This is a genomic window from Acidovorax sp. NO-1 (assembly GCF_000238595.1).
Taxonomy (GTDB): Bacteria; Pseudomonadota; Gammaproteobacteria; order Burkholderiales; family Burkholderiaceae_C; genus Acidovorax.
Genome location: NZ_AGTS01000077.1, coordinates 148,696 through 165,827 on the forward strand (window position 1 = coordinate 148,696; position 17,132 = coordinate 165,827).

The 17,132-nt window shown below is 60.9% G+C and carries 15 protein-coding genes and 1 pseudogene; 10 read left to right on the top strand and 6 right to left on the bottom strand.

Translation table 11 applies throughout. The features are described 5' to 3' along the window. Nucleotides 1-3: 3 nt before the first annotated feature. The 4 genes from pstB to KYG_RS10650 form a co-directional block, all read right to left on the bottom strand. Nucleotides 4-834, bottom strand: a complete 831-nt coding sequence (pstB, locus tag KYG_RS10635) for a phosphate ABC transporter ATP-binding protein PstB (RefSeq protein ID WP_085942550.1) — start codon at nucleotides 832-834, stop codon at nucleotides 4-6. A 7-nt stretch (nucleotides 835-841) separates the two neighbouring features. Beyond that, nucleotides 842-1,762 (bottom strand): phosphate ABC transporter permease PstA, encoded by a 921-nt coding sequence (gene pstA / locus KYG_RS10640; RefSeq protein ID WP_008904898.1) that lies wholly within the window; start codon nucleotides 1,760-1,762, stop codon nucleotides 842-844. Continuing rightward, the gene (pstC, locus tag KYG_RS10645) at nucleotides 1,762-2,733 is read right to left on the bottom strand and encodes a phosphate ABC transporter permease subunit PstC (protein WP_008904899.1); all 972 of its coding nucleotides are present in this window, start codon (nucleotides 2,731-2,733) and stop codon (nucleotides 1,762-1,764) included. Before pstC ends, pstA begins: the two co-directional genes overlap by 1 nt. Before the next feature lie 71 nt (nucleotides 2,734-2,804). Beyond that, nucleotides 2,805-3,803 carry a PstS family phosphate ABC transporter substrate-binding protein gene (locus tag KYG_RS10650; protein ID WP_008904900.1) on the bottom strand — a complete coding sequence of 333 codons (999 nt, stop codon included), beginning with the start codon at nucleotides 3,801-3,803 and terminating at the stop codon, nucleotides 2,805-2,807. 218 nt (nucleotides 3,804-4,021) lie between these two features. On the opposite strand from KYG_RS10650, the gene KYG_RS10655 reads away from it, so the two are divergent. The 10 genes from KYG_RS10655 to KYG_RS10700 all read left to right on the top strand — a co-directional run bounded on the left by KYG_RS10655 (nucleotide 4,022) and on the right by KYG_RS10700 (nucleotide 12,706). Beyond that, nucleotides 4,022-4,381 carry a helix-turn-helix transcriptional regulator gene (locus tag KYG_RS10655; protein ID WP_008904901.1) on the top strand — a complete coding sequence of 120 codons (360 nt, stop codon included), beginning with the start codon at nucleotides 4,022-4,024 and terminating at the stop codon, nucleotides 4,379-4,381. Nucleotides 4,382-4,834: 453 nt separating this feature from the next. Then, the gene (locus KYG_RS10660; RefSeq protein WP_008904902.1) at nucleotides 4,835-5,878 is read left to right on the top strand and encodes an ArsJ-associated glyceraldehyde-3-phosphate dehydrogenase; all 1,044 of its coding nucleotides are present in this window, start codon (nucleotides 4,835-4,837) and stop codon (nucleotides 5,876-5,878) included. Further along, nucleotides 5,878-7,146 (top strand): organoarsenical effux MFS transporter ArsJ, encoded by a 1,269-nt coding sequence (gene arsJ / locus KYG_RS10665; RefSeq protein WP_008904903.1) that lies wholly within the window; start codon nucleotides 5,878-5,880, stop codon nucleotides 7,144-7,146. The genes KYG_RS10660 and arsJ overlap by 1 nt, the downstream gene beginning before the upstream one ends. Before the next feature lie 9 nt (nucleotides 7,147-7,155). After that, complete coding sequence (locus KYG_RS10670; RefSeq protein ID WP_008904904.1) at nucleotides 7,156-7,491, top strand: helix-turn-helix transcriptional regulator; 336 nt, start codon at nucleotides 7,156-7,158, stop codon at nucleotides 7,489-7,491. After that, the gene (locus tag KYG_RS10675; RefSeq protein WP_008904905.1) at nucleotides 7,488-8,798 is read left to right on the top strand and encodes a hypothetical protein; all 1,311 of its coding nucleotides are present in this window, start codon (nucleotides 7,488-7,490) and stop codon (nucleotides 8,796-8,798) included. Before KYG_RS10670 ends, KYG_RS10675 begins: the two co-directional genes overlap by 4 nt. Nucleotides 8,799-8,987: 189 nt before the next feature. Then, a complete protein-coding gene (locus KYG_RS10680; RefSeq protein WP_008904906.1) occupies nucleotides 8,988-9,482 on the top strand; it encodes an arsenate reductase ArsC in 495 nt (164 codons plus the stop codon). A 67-nt stretch (nucleotides 9,483-9,549) separates the two neighbouring features. Continuing rightward, nucleotides 9,550-10,563 (top strand): ACR3 family arsenite efflux transporter, encoded by a 1,014-nt coding sequence (arsB, locus tag KYG_RS10685; protein WP_008904907.1) that lies wholly within the window; start codon nucleotides 9,550-9,552, stop codon nucleotides 10,561-10,563. Nucleotides 10,564-10,584: 21 nt separating this feature from the next. Beyond that, complete coding sequence (arsC, locus tag KYG_RS10690) at nucleotides 10,585-11,007, top strand: arsenate reductase (glutaredoxin) (protein ID WP_008904908.1); 423 nt, start codon at nucleotides 10,585-10,587, stop codon at nucleotides 11,005-11,007. Then, entirely contained in the window at nucleotides 11,000-11,734 is a 735-nt protein-coding gene (gene arsH, locus KYG_RS10695) for an arsenical resistance protein ArsH (RefSeq protein WP_034694071.1), read from the top strand. The genes arsC and arsH overlap by 8 nt, the downstream gene beginning before the upstream one ends. A 42-nt stretch (nucleotides 11,735-11,776) precedes the next feature. Beyond that, on the top strand, nucleotides 11,777-12,706 hold the full coding sequence (locus tag KYG_RS10700) for an SLC13 family permease (RefSeq protein ID WP_008904910.1): 930 nt from the start codon (nucleotides 11,777-11,779) through the stop codon (nucleotides 12,704-12,706). A gap of 6 nt (nucleotides 12,707-12,712) precedes the next feature. Here the strand turns inward: KYG_RS10700 and KYG_RS10705 are convergent. Continuing rightward, nucleotides 12,713-15,679 (bottom strand): annotated as a pseudogene (locus tag KYG_RS10705) (Tn3 family transposase). Between the two features lie 166 nt (nucleotides 15,680-15,845). Then, on the bottom strand, nucleotides 15,846-17,132 hold the full coding sequence (locus KYG_RS10715; protein ID WP_008904913.1) for an arsenic transporter: 1,287 nt from the start codon (nucleotides 17,130-17,132) through the stop codon (nucleotides 15,846-15,848).

Sequence of the window (17,132 nt, forward strand, 5' to 3'; positions counted from 1 at the left end):
CATTCAACCGAAACGGCCGGTGATGTAGTCCTCGGTCTCGCGCCGCTGCGGCTTCATGAATACATCTTTCGTCATCCCAAACTCGATTAACTCGCCCAGGTACATGTAGGCTGTGTAATCGGAAACCCGTGCAGCCTGCTGCATGTTGTGGGTGACGATCAGCACCGTGACCTTCGACTTCATTTCGGCGATCAGCTCCTCGATACTGCTGGTCGCAATCGGGTCGAGCGCCGAAGTGGGTTCGTCGAAAAGAATGAGCTCTGGGTCTGTCGCCAACGACCTTGCGATGCACAGTCGTTGTTGTTGGCCACCCGACAGGTTCATGGCCACTTCGCCCAATCGGTCTTTGACTTCGTCCCAAAGAGCGGCATTCTTTAAAGCAGCTTCCACTTTATCTTCCATGTAGCTGCCAGACTTCTCGCCGCGCACCCTGAGTCCGTAGGCAACATTTTCAAAGATCGATTTCGGAAACGGGTTAGGTTTCTGGAAGACCATGGAAATGCGCATGCGCACTTCGATGGGATCCACTGAAGGATCCAGTAAGTCCACATCGTCTGGCAGAAGATGGATGCTGCCTCCGTATCTGTTGCCTGGGTACAGGTCATGCATGCGGTTAAAACACCGTAAGTATGTGGATTTTCCGCAGCCGCTCGGGCCAATCAACGCAGTCACCCTGTTCTCGTAGACAGGCATGGAAATGCCCTTGAGCGCTTTGAAGTCGCCGTAATGAAACTCTAGGTTACGGGACTCGGCTTTCGTCGTCGGTACTGGTTCTTCTGCTTCCACGGCGTGGCTTGCGGCCGGACGGCGATGTGAGGTTAGTTTCGTATTCATTGGAAGGTCACCACTTGATGTTTTTGCGCAGGCGGTACCTCAACCAGATGGCCGCCGCGTTCATACAAAGAGTCATAAGGACCAGAACAAAGCTGGCTGCGGCGGCGTTCTGGAGGAAGGCGGGGTCGGGTCGGGACGTCCAGTTGAAGATCTGGATCGGCATCACAGTGAAAGGTGACGTCAACCAATCAAACATTCCTGCCGGGGGAGTGCCGCTGAATGGAACCGGTGGCAGGAAGGCGATGAACGTCAATGCCCCGATGGTGATGATCGGCGCCGTCTCACCGATGGCACGGGACATCCCAATGATCACGCCCGTCAGGATGCCGGGCAGGCTGTAAGGCACCAAGTGGTGGCTCACCACCTGGAATCTGGAGGCACCGCAGGCGTATGCCCCTTCCCGGACATGAACAGGTATGGAACGCAGCGCTTCCCGAGTGGTCGTGATGACAATCGGAAGTATCAGCAAAGCCAGCGTCAGCCCGGCGGTCAGGATGCTCTGGCCCAGACCGAACGTATAGATGAACAGGCCAAGTGCAAGCAGGCCGTAGATGATGGATGGGACCCCGGCCAGGTTCGTAATGTTGATTTCGATGACATCGGTAAACCAGTTCTTGCGCGCGTACTCCTCCAAGTAGATGGCGCTGCTGATGCCGATCGGAACCGCCACTGCAGCAGTCACCATCATCACCAGAATCGATCCCACCCACGAGGAGAGAATGCCTGCATTGGCCGCTCGGCGCGATGGAAACGAGGTGAAGAACTCGACGCTCAGTCGCGGTATTCCCGTGATCGCCATGTCGAGAAACAGCACAAGGAGCGTCATCACCGCGACCATGATAGAGAGGATCCCGAGCGCGCCAAACAGTAGGTCCCAACGCTTTCTGGTGCGTATCGACGCACGCACCGCATTCGTTTTCGCGTTCATCAGTACACCTCCCGATAGCGGCGGCGCATCCAATGACCGATCAGATTGAATGTCAAGGTAAGCACCATCAAGGACAGCCCTGCGGCAAAGATCGTCTGGTAACCGACACTTCCATGGGGAAGGTCTCCCAGAGCCACCTGCACGATGTAGGCGGTGATCGTTGCGGCCGGCTCCAAGGGGTTGAGCGTGAGGTTAGGCTGCATGCCTGCTGCAACGGCAAGAATCATGGTCTCGCCCACCGCCCGCGAGATTCCAAGGATGTAGGCGGAGGCAATGCCGGATGTAGCGGCAGGGACCACCACACGCATGGCTGTCTGCAGCCGCGTCCCACCCATGGCATATGAGCCTTCGCGCAGACTCATGGGAACCGCGCGCATCGCGTCTTCAGCGAGAGATGAGACATAGGGGATGATCATCACCCCCATGACCAGGCCAGCGGACAGGATGTTGAATGTCGGCAGGCCCGGGTAGATCTTCTGGATCAATGGCGTCACGAACATCAGGGCGAAATAGCCATAGATGATGGTGGGGATGCCCGACAGGATCTCTAGCACTGGCTTGAGCACCTCACGGACTCGGTGCTGCGCGAACTCTGACAGGTAGATGGCGATCATGGTGCCCAGCGGGATGGCCACAGCCAATGCCACAAGTGAGCTTGTGAGCGTTCCGGACATCAGCACCCAGATGCCGAAGTGGGCGTCAGAGAAAAGTGGTGTCCATTGCTTGTCGGTCAAGAACTGCCAGATTGGTACTGCGCGGAAAAAGACCACAGACTCTTTGACCAGGATGTAGACAATCCCGATGGTGGTGAAGACAGACACACATGCGCACATCAGAAGGACGAACTCGATGAGCGCTTCCTTCTGCTTGCGGATCTTCTTGTTGCGTGCATATTGGGCCAGTTTCGCCGCGCCCGTTGCACGGGGCGCGCTGGACCTGGCGCCAAGGGGGGCGGCTGGCAAAGTGCTCACTAGGGTGGTCCTGAATAAAGCTTTGGATGAGCCCACAGGCCTGCGACGCAGACCTGCGGGGTATGCCGTGCTTAGAGCTTGGCTTCGCGCTTTTGCAGCTCTTCGATAGTGACGCCGACTTCCGCAACGCCGCCGAACACCGTGCCCCTCTTGCCCTTGGCCAGATGCTCTTCGTTGTTCTTGTAGGCGTTGGCGGGCAGTGGCACGTACTTGACCTCCTTCATGATCCGCGAGCCTTCCTTCATGTAGAAGGCTACGAATTCCTTGACCTCAGGGCGCTCCAGCGACTTGGAATTCACGTAAATGAAGATGGGACGTGCCAGCGGCTGATAGGAGCCGTTGATGACGTTCTGCTCGTTGGGGGCGACGGCGGGCTTGCCGGCCTTTTCCACAATGGGCAGTGCCTTGAGCGTGCTCTGGTTCTCGGCGTAATAAGCAAAACCCAGATAACCGATGGCATTTACGTCGCCTGCGACACCCTTGACCGTGACGTGGTCGTCTTCGGTGGCGGCATAGTCACCGCGACTGGCCTTGGCCTTCCCGTTGATCGCTTCGGTGAAGTAATCAAACGTACCGGAGTCCGAGCCCGCACCATACAACTTGAGAGGGGCATCAGGGAAGGCAGGGTTCACTTGCTTCCACGAAGTGATTTTGCCCTGCGCTGCAGGCTCCCACATCATCTTGAGCTCTGCAACTGACAACTGCTTGAGGAAGGTGTTCTTTGGGTTGACCACAACGGTCAGTGCGTCAAAGCCCACCGGCAGTTCGAAGTATTCGACGCCTGCGGCCTTGCAGGCGTCCATCTCGGCTTTCAGGATTGGGCGCGATGCATTGGAGATGTCCGTCTCGCCGCGGCAGAATTTTTTGAAACCGCCACCCGTTCCGGAGATGCCGACAGTGACCTTCATGGCACCCTTCTTCATCTTCTGAAAATCCTCGGCAACGCCTTCGGTAGGAGGGAAAACAGTCGAAGATCCATCGATCTTCACAACCTGCGCGTATGCAGGGGCTGCGGTCAGCGACGCGAACGCTGCGCAAGCGAGCGCCAGCTTGAAAGACATTTTTTCCATGGGAGCCTCGATAGGTAGTTGGGAAATTAATGACATAACTAGAAATGTGGATATGTTCTGGCGAATTCTGTGCGTTTTGGGTTTCAGATTCGTGACAGGCAACCTCCCATCCCTGGGGAGTAGTTGGATCAAAGCCGTGATGAAGTTGCAACACGCTGAAGCGATAATTGCGCGCTCTACTAAGTTGCAGGCCTTTCCTGTGCCTATTTACTTCGCCGATGAATGCTGATCAAGCTGTTATTGCCCTTGCCGCTTTGGCCCAACCATCGCGCCTCGGCATTTATCGCCTGTTGGTCGTAGCTGGCGAGGCTGGGATGTCGGTCGGAAAGATCGGTGAGCAGCTGCAGCTTGCACCTGCGACTTTGTCCTTTCACATGAAAGAACTTACGCATGCCGGCTTGATCCGCGGACGGCAGGAAGGCAAATTCGTCTTCTATCGTGCCCAGTTTCCGCAGATGAATGAGCTCCTGGCCTTTCTTGCCGAACATTGCTGCGATGGGTCCCCAGAGGGTTGCGGCATCGATTTGCCCCAGTGCGTCGAAGACACACTAACCAAGACACGGCAAACTCCACAGTAGGCGGCTGTATCCCACACTTCGGAGTCTGGCAGTTTGCGGGCTTAGGAACAGGGAGCACTTATTGAGGGTTTCAGCCGTTCCCCGCAGCTCACCGCGTTTGGTGCATCCCGGTCGAGAAGCCGTTCATGGAGGCCATTGAATCGTTGCTATTGCTCCGGGTGGACGGGCGAGTGGCGCTTGCTGAATGCCATCTGGTGCGTAGCGAGCCTATTCGCTGCTGAAACTTTGCGGCCACAGCGTTTCGGGCGTCATCCGCAGTGGCTGCGTTAGCGACCTGCGCTGCTGAGGCTGGCGGCTTTGCATTCCTGATGCGCCTTGTCGGTACCGAGCAAAACTGGCGTACTAGAGGGCAAGATTCAGTCATTTCTAACACCTATCCCTGAATGTCACACCACTGTCATTCTTTTGATCAATAATTCAACAATTAATGAATTATTGTGTTGGGACATACGCATGAAAGTTGGTATCAACGGTATGGGCCGCATGGGGCGTTTGGCCCTCCGCGCAGCCTTCGGAGCCGTCGAGCGCGAAGCGATCGACCCACGCAGCGGCAACCGGCTGGAAGTCATTCACTTGAACGAAATCAAGGGTGGTGCGGCTTCCACTGCCCACCTACTGGCGTTTGACACAGTGCAAGGCAGATGGCGCGCTGATGTCCGCGCCGATGGTGGGGACTCAATCCGCATCAACGATCAGCGCCTTGGCTATTCTGAATACGCCAGCGGTGTCGAGATTCCGTGGGGCGACCTCGGTGTGGACCTGGTGCTTGAGTGCACCGGCAAATTCCTCACTCCCGAAACCTTGCAGGGCCACCTGGACCGCGGCGCCAAGCGTGTCATCGTGGCCGCACCAGTGAAGGTGGGCGACGTGTTGAACATCGTGGTCGGCGTCAACGAGCACCTCTATAACCCGACGCGCGACCGCATTGTGACTGCCGCCAGTTGCACCACCAATTGTCTCGCCCCGGTCGTGAAGGTCATTCACGAAGGGATCGGCATTGAGCACGGTCAGATCACGACGCTGCACAACCCAACCAATACCAACCTGGTGGTTGACGCACCGCACAAGGACCTGCGCCGCGCACGCAGCGCCATGGTCAACTTGGCGCCAACGACCACAGGAAGTGCCACAGCCATTGCGCTGATCTACCCCGAACTCAAAGGCAAGCTCGACGGCCACGCAGTGCGTGTGCCTGCGCTTAACGCCTCGCTGACCGATTGCGTGTTCGAACTCAACCGCGCCACCACGGCTGAGGAAGTGAATGCCATGTTCGAAGCTGCTGCAAAAGGCCCTCTGGCCGGCATTCTCGGGTACGAAAGCCGCCCACTGGTCAGCGCCGACTACGCCCGAGACACGCGCAGCTCCATCGTGGACGGCCTCTCGACCATGGTGACCGACGGCACTCTGCTCAAGGTCTACGCCTGGTACGACAACGAAATGGGCTACGCCACGCGCATGGTAGACCTCGCTTGCCATCTTGAATCGGTCGGCATCTGATGAACGCTTCGACGACCACCGTCAGCCACGCGGTGCGCAACTACGCCATCGTCACCGCCGCTTACTGGGGCTTCACACTCACCGACGGCGCGCTGCGAATGCTGGTGCTGCTGCACTTCTACAAGCTGGGCTACTCACCCTTCACGCTGGCTTTCCTGTTCCTACTGTATGAAGCGGCCGGCGTGCTAGCCAACCTGATCGGTGGCTGGCTGGCCACGCGATACGGCATCCAGCGCATGCTGACCGTGGGCCTGGTGACGCAGATCACGGGCTTCACCCTGCTCTCGCTGCTCAACCCGGCCTGGACGGCGGCGATGTCCGTGGCCTGGGTGGTGGTGGCGCAAGGCATCTGCGGCGTGGCCAAAGACCTTACCAAGACCGCCAGCAAATCGGCGATCAAGGTCACGCAGGCGCAGGCCAAGGCCGAAGTCGGTGGCAACAACCAGCTCTTCAAGTGGGTGGCCTGGTTCACCGGCAGCAAGAACGCCATGAAGGGCTTCGGCTTCTTCCTCGGTGGCGTGCTGCTGCAGGCACTGGGTTTCCAGCGGTCGCTGTGGGCCATGGCCGGCTTGTTGGTGCTGGTGCTGATGGGGGTGGTGTTGTCGGTGCCGCCGATGATGGGCAAGGCCAAGGCCTCGAAGTCGGCCAAGGAACTGTTCGCCAAGAACGCCGGCATCAACGGCTTGGCCGCCGCGCGCGTGGCGCTGTTCGGCGCCCGCGACGTATGGTTCGTGGTCGGCGTGCCCGTGTTCCTGTACTCGCAGGGGTGGAACTTCACCATGGTCGGCGGCTTTTTGGCGGCCTGGACCATCGGCTACGGGCTGGTGCAGGCGTTCGCGCCCAGCCTCGTCAAACGCAGCCCCGACGGTCTGAGCAGCGAGGTGCCGGCTGCGCGCGGGTGGTCGCTGGCGCTAGCGCTGATCCCAGTCGGCATCGCCGCCGCAGTGTGGCTGGACCTGCCTAATCTGCAGTGGTGGGTGGTCGGTGGGCTGGGCCTGTTCGGCTTCGCCTTCGCGGTCAATTCGTCCGTGCACTCCTACCTGATCCTAGCCTACGCCGGCAGCGAGAAAGCGGCCGAAGACGTGGGCTTCTACTACGCCGCCAACGCGCTGGGCCGCTTCTTCGGCACGCTGATGTCGGGCCTGCTCTATCAGTGGGGCGGCCTACTGTATGCGCTGGTCGGTTCGGCCCTGATGCTGTTCACCTGCTGGCTGCTCACACTGCTGTTGCCCACCAGCCTCGCCCAGCCAAGCCCGAAAGCTACCTGAGGAGACGCCATGGAAGAAGTCGAAGTCGTAAAGGCGCTGGGAGCGCTTGCGCAGGAAACGCGCTTGCGTATCTTTCGTTTGCTGGTGGTTGCCGGACCGGGAGGCATGACCCCAGGTCACATGGCGGAAGAACTGGGTGCATCGCCAACCGCGCTGTCTTTCCACCTCAAAGAGCTGAGCCATTCGGGCCTTATCGACGTCGAGCGTGAAGGCCGCAATCTGATTTACCACGCTCATTTCGACCGCATGAACACCCTTATCGGTTACCTGACCGAGCACTGCTGCGCGGGGCAAGTGTGTGAAGTCGTCCCCTCGGTCTGTCCCGATTGTGGAGAACAGCCGTGAACCTCGCTGATACGCTGAACCTCGGCTGTGCGTGCCAGACGCTGGAGACACCGCGCCTGCGCGAACAGCTGGAAACCGAACCGGCGCTGGCCGGTCTGACCGCACGCCTGTCCGAGAGCCACCCGCACCTGTTTTCGCGCACGGCGGTGTTCCTCGATCCGACGGTGATGGCGCAGATTACCGACGCGGTAGCTGCACTGGAGCGCGTGATTGCCTTGCCCGCCTGGCGGCAGCAGGCACTCGAACGCGCACCGCAGATCGCCGACCTGGACCACGGACCGGCCGGCGTTTTCATGGGCTACGACTTCCATTTGGCCGACGACGGACCGCGTCTGATCGAGATAAACAGCAACGCCGGGGGCGCTTTCCTCAACGCCGCCCTGGCGCGAGCGCACCGCGCCTGCTGTGAATCGTTTCAGCAGGTGTTCGACGCGAAGGACACCCTGCGGAAGCTGGACGAGGTGTTTGTAAACATGTTCCGCGCCGAATGGCATGCGCAACGCGGAAGCGCTCCGCTGCGGAACATTCTGATCGTAGACGATGATCCCGACGCACAGTACCTGGCGCCCGAGTTCCAGATGGCGCGAGCGCTCTTCGACTCGCATGGCTTGATCGCCGCGGTGGGCGATGCCCGCGAACTGCAGTGGCGCAATGGCGCGCTCTGGCACCCTGCCCTGCCTTCCGATATGCCAGTGGACCTGGTTTACAACCGGCTGACTGACTTCTATCTGCAAGACCTAGATCACGAGGCGTTGAAATTAGCCTATCGTGCGGGAGCCGCCGTGGTCACGCCACACCCGCGCACTCACGCACTCTACGCCGACAAACGCAACCTGATCTCTCTGTCCGACGCGGCGTTGCTCGAAAGCTGGGGTGTGAGCGAAGCGGACCGCGCCCTCCTGCGCCGGGTCGTTCCCGCGACACAGCGTGTCATGGCCGAAGATGCCGACGCTCTCTGGGCCCAGCGGCGCGGGCTGTTCTTCAAACCCGCAGCCGGCTTTGGCGCGCGCGCGGCCTACCGCGGTGACAAGCTCACCCGGCGCGTGTGGGACGAAATCCTCGCGGGCGGCTATGTGGCGCAGACCACCGTGCCGCCCAGCGAGCGGCTGGTGTCGGTAGAGGGGCAGACAGTCCGGCTCAAGCTGGACTTGCGCGCTTACACCTACCGTGGCCAGGTGCAGTTGCTGGCCGCCCGCACCTGGGCAGGCCAGACTACCAACTTCCGCACCGAAGGCGGCGGCTTCTCGCCGGTGGTAGTGCTGCCAGCTACTGCCTCACGCCTCGACACAGCTTCTTTGTCAGCCTGAGCGGAGACCACCATGAAACGGTTCCCGTCACCTGCATGTCAACCATCTCGGCAAGAACATCGATTTCTACTCCTTGGTCCATCAATGACCGGGGGTTGCACAACGCATTCTGCCGTCACGGTAGACGCGTGCGCTACGCCCACTTCCCTCCCATCCTCTACAACCCGCTGCTGCTGAAAGGTTTTCCCCATGTCCTTCTACAACGTGCTCTTCTTATGCACCGGCAACTCGGCCCGAAGCATCATGGCCGAATCCATTCTCAACCACCTGGGTGGGGGGCGCTTTCGGGCCTTTAGTGCGGGCAGCCATCCGGCGGGCAAGGTCAATCCGCACGCGATCGAACTGCTGAAACGGAACCACTACAAAACCGAGACTTTGCGCAGTAAAAACTGGAGCGAATTCGCTCAAGCTGATGCGCCTCACATGAACTTTGTGCTCACCGTCTGTGACAAGGCCGCTGGCGAGATGTGCCCACTGTGGCCGGGTCAGCCAATGTCAGCGCACTGGGGCGTGCCCGATCCCGCCGAAGTCGAAGGTGACGACGAGGCGGTCAAGAAGGCCTTTACAGACACCTTTATGGTGCTCAGTCGCCGGATCGCTCTAATGGTGAACCTGCCGTTTGAAAAGCTTGACCGACTGGCGCTGCAAAAGGAACTGGTAGACATCGGCAGTCAAAAGGACTGACGGTTCATTCGAAAGCCATGGCCCGGTCGCCCAGCGACCGGGTGTTTTCATTTGTGAGGTGTATTCGATGGGTGTCTTTGAGCGCTTCCTGACGGTGTGGGTCGGTCTGGGTATTCTGGCCGGGGTGGGCCTTGGGCTGGTCATGCCCGGCGTGTTCCAGTCCGTGGCTGCGATGGAAATCGCGCAAGTTAACCTAGTGGTCGCCGTCTTCATATGGATCATGATTTATCCGATGATGATCCAGATCGACTGGCATGCTGTAAAGGATGTGGGCAAGCGGCCCCAGGGTCTGTTGCTCACCCTGGTGGTCAACTGGCTGATAAAGCCCTTCACCATGGCCGCACTGGGCGTACTGTTCTTCCAGTACCTATTTGCAGGCTGGATCGATCCGCAATCGGCCAGCGAGTACATTGCCGGCGTGATCCTACTGGGCGTTGCGCCTTGCACCGCCATGGTGTTCGTCTGGAGCCAGCTCGTCAAAGGCGATGCCAACTACACCCTGGTCCAAGTGTCTGTAAACGACCTGATCATGGTCGTCGCCTTCGCACCGATCGCGGCCTTTCTGCTCGGCGTGACCAACGTGACCGTGCCGTGGGAGACGCTGCTGCTCTCCACAGTGCTGTACGTAGTGCTGCCGCTGCTGGCGGGCATGGTTACCCGGCAGCTGCTGGTGAAACAGTCGTCTGAAGCGCTGGTTCAGTTCGTGGCCCGCCTCAAACCCTGGTCGGTGGTGGGCCTGATCGCCACCGTGGTGCTGCTATTCGGCTTCCAGGCCGGTACCATCGTCGAGAAACCCGGCGTGATTGTGCTGATCGCCGTGCCCCTTATCTTGCAGTCCTACGGCATATTTTTCATCACTTGGTGGGGCGCCAAGTGGCTCAAGCTGCCGCACAACATCGCCGGCCCGGCCTGCCTCATCGGTACCTCCAACTTTTTCGAACTGGCGGTGGCCGTAGCGATTTCGCTGTTCGGCCTGAACTCAGGCGCGGCACTGGCCACCGTCGTCGGCGTGCTGGTGGAGGTGCCCGTGATGCTTTCACTGGTAGCCATCGTCAACGCCTGGAAACCCCGGACCGCCTGAACCCGTACCAGACCTTCTTTCATGCCCAACATCACCATCTATCACAACCCCGCCTGCGGGACCTCGCGCAACGTGCTGGCCATGGTCCGCAACAGCGGCGTGGAACCCACGGTTATCGAGTACCTCAAGAACCCGCCCAGCACGGAGCAGATCCAGGCCTGGCTGAGCGCCATGGGCGCCACGGTTCGCCAAGTCCTTCGAGAAAAGGGCACGCCTTACGCCGAGCTGGACTTGGGCAACCCCAAGTGGACCGATGAACAGTTGCTGGCCTTCATCCAGCAACATCCCATCCTGCTCAACCGCCCCTTTGTGATCACGCCGCTGGGGGTGCGCCTGTGCCGACCGTCCGAAGTCGTGCTCGACATCCTGCCCTATCCGCAGCAAGGCCCCTTCATCAAGGAAGATGGCGAAGTGGTCATCGACGCAAAGGGTCGCCGTGTCTAAGTCCGTCACCAAACCCTTGACCGATCTGCCGCAGGTGCAGGACGAACATTTCCGGGTGCCCGATCCGTCGCGGCTGCTGCGTCCGCACTCGGCTCACGCGCCGCGCATCTTGTTGCTGTACGGCTCCCTGCGCCCTCGCTCCTTCAGCAGGCTGGTGGTGGAAGAATCCGCCCGGCTGCTGCAGGCCATGGGTGCGGAGACCCGCATCTTCAATCCCAGTGGATTGCCGTTGCCTGATGATGCGCCAGACACCAACCCCAAGGTGCAGGAACTGCGCGAGCTGGCGCTGTGGTCCGAGGGCATGGTCTGGTGTTCGCCCGAACGTCACGGTGCCATGACCGGCATCATGAAAGCCCAGATCGACTGGATCCCTCTGGCGGCCGGCGCCGTGCGCCCCACCCAAGGCAAGACACTTGCGGTGATGCAGGTGTGCGGTGGCTCGCAGTCCTTCAACGCGGTGAACCAGATGCGCGTGCTCGGCCGCTGGATGCGCATGATCACCGTCCCGAACCAGTCGTCGGTGGCCAAGGCCTTCCAGGAGTTCGATGACCACGACCGCATGAAGCCGTCCAGCTACCACGACCGGGTGGTCGATGTCATGGAAGAACTGGTCAAGTTCACCTGGCTGACCCGCGACGTCTCGCCCTACCTGGTGGACCGCTACAGCGAGCGCAAGGAAAGCGCCGAAGAACTCATGCGGCGGGTCAATCTGCCCAAGGCAGTCTGACCTCCGACGCCACGGCAGACGCAGCATGACCCCGATTCACGGATGAGCCCAGAAGCCGCTTCCGACGGGGGTGTGGTGTCGGCCCGCCGGGCCGTGCTCTCGTTTCTGGTCGCGCTGGCGCTGTCGCTGGCTTTGTACGCATGGCTGCCCTACGAGGCCTCGGTCACCAAGGGCCTGTGCCTGCTGGTCTTCATCGGGGCGCTCTGGCTGACCGAAGCGATTCCCCTACCGGTGACGGCGCTGCTGGTGCCGGTTGGTGCGCTGGCGCTGGGGTTCCCGGGCCTCACCACAGTCAAGGTCCTGGCGCCCTTTGCCGACCCCATCGTGTTCCTGTTTCTGGGCGGCTTCGCCCTGGCCAGCGCCCTGCGTGCCCAGCAGCTGGACCGCAAGATGGCCGGCTTCCTGCTGACACTTTCGGGTGGGCATCTGGGCCGTGCCGTGTGGTTGCTGTTTGCGGTCACGGCGGTGTTGTCCATGGGCATCAGCAACACGGCCACGGCGGCCATGGTGCTGCCGCTGACTTTGGGCATCCTCGGTCCGCTCGACCCGCAGCGGGAGAGGCGGACCTTTGCCTTTGTGCTGCTGGGTGTGGCCTATTCCGCCAGCATCGGGGGCATGGGCACCCTGGTCGGCTCGCCGCCCAACGCGATTGCGGCGCGCGCGGCCGGCATCGATTTCGCCCAGTGGCTCTGGATCGGTTTGCCCCTGGTGCTGGTGCTCATGCCCTTGATGGTGTTCACCCTGCGGCTGGTGCTGCGCCCGCACCTGGACCGGCGCATCGCCATCACCGCCACCGACGTGCCCTGGTCCTGGCCACGGGTTCTGACACTGGGCGTGTTCCTACTGACCGCGCTGGGTTGGACGTTTGGGGCCGAGCCCCTCAAAACGCTGGGCATCCAGAGCCCGGACACGGTGTTTGCGCTGGCTGCTGCTGTTGCCGTGGTGGGGGTCGTCTCAGAAAACGGAAAATAAAGCACGTTAAGCTGGCTGCAGCGGCCGTAGCGGCCTGAACTTGCCCGCGCCGATCTTGGCGTTGCTGCGCCAGAGGTAATCGCCAGTCAGGTTGATGTGCTCCCAACCCAGCGGCGACAGATGCTGCAATAGAGAGTCATCAACGGGCTTGCCGTGGCCACGCAGGGCATTCGCGGCCCGTTCCAGATAAACCGTGTTCCACAGCACGATGGCTGCCGTCACCAGGTTGAGGCCGCTGGCCCGGTAGCGCTGCTGCTCGAAGCTGCGGTCACGAATTTCGCCCAGGCGGTTGAAGAACACGGCGCGAGCCAGCGCGTTGCGCGCCTCGCCTTTGTTCAGCCCGGCATGCACGCGGCGACGCAGCTCGACGCTTTGCAGCCAGTCCAGGATGAACAGCGTGCGCTCGATGCGGCCCAGCTCACGCAGAGCCACGGCCAGGCCGTTCTGGCGCGGGTAGCTGCCGAGTTTCCGCAGCATCAGCGAGGCCGTCACCGTGCCCTGCTTGATCGAGGTGGCCAGCCGCAAAATTTCGTCCCAATGGGCGCGGACGTGTTTGATGTTGAGCGTGCCGGCGATCATCGACTTGAGTGCGTCATAGGCGGCATCGCCCTTCGGGATGTAGAGCTTGGTATCGCCCAGGTCGCGGATGCGCGGCGCGAAGCGGAAGCCCAAGAGGTGCATCAGGGCGAAGACATGATCGGTGAAGCCCGCCGTGTCAGTGTAGTGCTCCTCGATGCGCAGGTCGGATTCGTGGTGCAGCAAGCCATCGAGCACGTAGGTCGAGTCGCGCACGCCGACATTCACCACCTTGGTGTGGAACGGCGCGTACTGGTCAGAGATGTGGGTGTAGAACGTCCGCCCTGGGCTGCTGCCGTATTTAGGATTGATATGGCCGGTGCTCTCGGCCTTGCTGCCGGTGCGGAAATTCTGCCCGTCCGACGATGACGTGGTGCCGTAGCCCCAATGCTCGGCGAAGGGGTGGCGGAATTGCGCGTTGACCAGCTCGGCCAGTGCCGCCCCATAGGTTTCATCTCGGATGTGCCAGGCTTGCAGCCATGCCAGCTTGGCATAGGTTGTTCCGGGGCACGATTCCGCCATCTTGGTCAGGCCCAAGTTGATTGCATCGGCCAGGATCGTGGTCAGGAGCAGGTTCTTGTCCTTGACCAGGTCGCCCGATTTCAGGTGCGCGAAGTGCCGGGTAAAACCTGTCCACTCGTCCACCTCCAGCAGCAGTTCGGTGATCTTGACGTGCGGCAGGATCATCGCCGTCTGGTCGATCAGCGCCTGCGCGGTGTCGGGCACCGCCGCGTCGAGTGGCGTGATCTTCAGTCCCGATTCGGTGATGATGGCATCCGGCAACTCGTTGGCCAGCGCCATGCGGTTTACGGTGGTGAGCTGCGTTTCCAGCAGCGTCAGCCGTTCATGCAGGTACTGGTCGCAATCGGTGGCCACAGCCAGCGGCAATTCGCTGGCCTGTTTGAGGCTGGCGAATTTGGCCGGCGGCACCAGGTAGTCCTCGAAATCCTTGAACTGGCGGGAGCCTTGCACCCAGATGTCGCCGGAGCGCAGTGCGTTCTTCATCTCCGACAACGCGCACAGCTCGTAGTAACGCCGGTCGATGCCGGCGTCGGTCATCACCAGCTTCTGCCAGCGCGGCTTGATGAAGTCGGTCGGCGCGTCGGCAGGCACCTTGCGGGCGTTGTCGCTGTTCATGCCGCGCAGCACCTCAATGGCGTCGAGTACGTCCTTGGCGGCAGGCGCGGCCCGCAGCTTGAGTACGCCGAGAAATTCCGGCGCGTAGCGGCGCAGCGTGGCGTAGCTCTCGCCGATGCGGTGCAAGAAATCGAAGTCCTCGGGCTGCGCGAGCTTCTGCGCTTCGGTGACGCTCTCGGCGAAGGCATCCCAGGACATGACGGCCTCGATGGCGGCGAACGGATCGCGGCCTGCTTGCTTGGCCTCGATCAGCGCCTGACCGATGCGCCCGAACAGCCGCACCTTGGCGTTGATCGCCTTGCCGGACGCCTGGAACTGCTGCTGATGCTTGTTCTTGGCGGCGTTGAACAGCTTGCCCAGGATGCGGTCATGCAGGTCGATGATTTCGTCGGTGACGGTGGCCATGCCCTCGATGGCGAGCGCCACCAGGGTCGCGTAGCGGCGCTGCGCCTCGAACTTGGCCAGGTCCGCGGGCGTCATCTGACCGCCCTCGCGGGCGATCTTGAGCAGCCGATTCTGGTGAACCAAGCGCTCGATGCCCGAAGGCAAGTCGAGCGCCTGCCACGCCTTGAGGCGTTCGATGTGTTCGAGCATGTGCCTGGAATTCGGCTTGGCCGGTGACTGGCGCAGCCAGGCCAACCAGGTCGTCTTGCCGTTGTCCCGGCGTTTGAGCAGATCGTCGAGGCGGCGGCGATGCGCGTCCGATAGCGGTTCGGCCAGGGCATCTTAGATGCGCCGGTTCGCGCGGGTAATCGCTTCGGCGGTCGCTCGTTCGACGGCGTTGAGGGAGGGCAGAATGACCGACTGCCGCCGCAGGTGCTCGATCAAGGCGCTGGCCAGCACGACGCCCTTGTCGGTCTGCATGGCCAGCTCGGTCAGCAACTGAACGGCCTGCCGATAGTGGCTCATGGTGAAGGGCTGGAAGCCGAACACCGTTTGAAGCTCCACCAGGTGCTCGCGCCGTGTCTGTTCCCGCTGGCCGTACTCGTCCCAGCTTTCGATGCTGACCTTGAGCTGGTCGGCGACCAGCTTCAACAAGGGCGAAAACGGTGGCTCATCGACGCCAAGGATGACACCAGGAAAGCGCAGGTAGCAGAGCTGCACGGCGAAGCCCAGCCGGTTGACCGGACCGCGCCTCTGCCGGATGATGGACAGGTCGGTGTCGCTGAACGTGTAGTGACGGATCAGTTCTTCCTTGGCGTCCGGCAATGCCAGCAGGTTGTCACGCTCGGCGGCGGACAGGATCGAACGGCGTGGCATGGATGCTCTTTTTCTTTCTATGGCCGAGTAAATCCAGTTCCGCTAAAAAAGGCGATATAGAGCGGTATCCCGATGACCGCACTCAAAAGAATAGCCATACGCCAAGCCGCTCACCCTTCTTTACTCCAATACTGCATGCATGTCCGCAAACAGCGCTCCGCTCGCATTAAGCGAGACTCAGGCGCAGTGCCAGCGCTGCCAGGGTCGCCGCAAGTACGGGGACGGTTAGCACAATGCCCACCTTGAAGTAATACCCCCATGTGATTGTCATTCCCTTGCGCGCCAGCACATGCAGCCAAAGCAACGTCGCCAGCGAGCCGATCGGGGTGACCTTTGGCCCCAGGTCACTACCGATCACATTGGCGTAGATCATCGCGTCCTTTACCACGCCCGTTGCGCTTGTGGCATCAATGGACAGGGCGCCCACCAGTACCGTCGGCATGTTGTTCATGGCCGAGGACAGCAGCGCTGTGAGGAAGCCAGTTCCAAAGGCGGCGCCCCATACACCGCCTTGTGCGAAGTAATCCAGCAGCCTTGCGATATGCTCCGTCAGGCCTTGGTTACGCAACCCATAGACCACGAGATACATTCCCAGCGAGAAAACGACAATTTGCCAAGGCGCTTCACGGATCACCTTGCGGGTGCTGATGACATGCCCGCGCGCAGCGACGACGAGCAACAGCAGGGCGCCTGCGGCAGCCACGGCGCTAACCGGCACGCCTAGCGGCTCAAGGCCGAAGAATCCGACCAGCAGCAGGGCCAGAACCACCCAGCCGAAACGAAACGTAGCCACATCGCGAATGGCCTCATTCGGCTGTTTCAACTGATTCACGTCGTAGCGTGCGGGGATGCTGCGGCGGAAATAGATCGACAGCACGGCCAGAGAGGCAATGATGGCGACAATATTCACTGGAACCATCACCGCAGCGTAGTCATTGAACCCGATATTGAAAAAGTCGGCAGAGACGATGTTGACCAGGTTGGATACGACAAGCGGCAGGCTGGCGGCATCTGCGATGAAACCGGCTGCCATGACAAAGGCGAGCGTTCCGGCCGGAGTGAAACCCAGTGCCAACAACATGGCCATGACGATTGGCGTGAGAATCAGCGCTGCGCCATCGTTGGCAAAAAGCGCGGCGACGGCTGCACCAAGCAAGATGATCAGCGCAAACAGCAGACGTCCTTTCCCTCCGCCCCAGCGTGCGACGTGCAAGGCTGCCCATTCGAAAAACCCGGCCTCATCGAGTAACAGGCTAATGATGATGATGGCAATGAATGCGGCTGTGGCGTTCCAGACGATCTGCCAGACGACAGGAATGTCACCGATGTGAACGACACCGGACAGTAACGCCACGACAGCGCCAAGCGTCGCACTCCAGCCAATGCCCAGCCCGCGCGGTTGCCAGATCACCAGGACGATAGTGGCAAGAAAAATCAGTAGGGCAGCAATCAC

Excerpts from the sequence above, each read along its gene's own strand:
- KYG_RS10670 (WP_008904904.1), top strand. The coding sequence starts at position 7,156 with ATGGAAGAAGTCGAAGTCGTAAAGGCGCTGGGAGCGCTTGCGCAGGAA.
- arsB (WP_008904907.1), top strand. The coding sequence starts at position 9,550 with ATGGGTGTCTTTGAGCGCTTCCTGACGGTGTGGGTCGGTCTGGGTATT.
- pstA (WP_008904898.1), bottom strand. The coding sequence starts at position 1,762 with ATGAACGCGAAAACGAATGCGGTGCGTGCGTCGATACGCACCAGAAAG.
- arsJ (WP_008904903.1), top strand. The coding sequence starts at position 5,878 with ATGAACGCTTCGACGACCACCGTCAGCCACGCGGTGCGCAACTACGCC.
- KYG_RS10700 (WP_008904910.1), top strand. The coding sequence starts at position 11,777 with ATGAGCCCAGAAGCCGCTTCCGACGGGGGTGTGGTGTCGGCCCGCCGG.
- KYG_RS10655 (WP_008904901.1), top strand. The coding sequence starts at position 4,022 with ATGAATGCTGATCAAGCTGTTATTGCCCTTGCCGCTTTGGCCCAACCA.
- KYG_RS10680 (WP_008904906.1), top strand. The coding sequence starts at position 8,988 with ATGTCCTTCTACAACGTGCTCTTCTTATGCACCGGCAACTCGGCCCGA.
- KYG_RS10650 (WP_008904900.1), bottom strand. The coding sequence starts at position 3,803 with ATGGAAAAAATGTCTTTCAAGCTGGCGCTCGCTTGCGCAGCGTTCGCG.
- KYG_RS10660 (WP_008904902.1), top strand. The coding sequence starts at position 4,835 with ATGAAAGTTGGTATCAACGGTATGGGCCGCATGGGGCGTTTGGCCCTC.
- arsC (WP_008904908.1), top strand. The coding sequence starts at position 10,585 with ATGCCCAACATCACCATCTATCACAACCCCGCCTGCGGGACCTCGCGC.
- pstB (WP_085942550.1), bottom strand. The coding sequence starts at position 834 with ATGAATACGAAACTAACCTCACATCGCCGTCCGGCCGCAAGCCACGCC.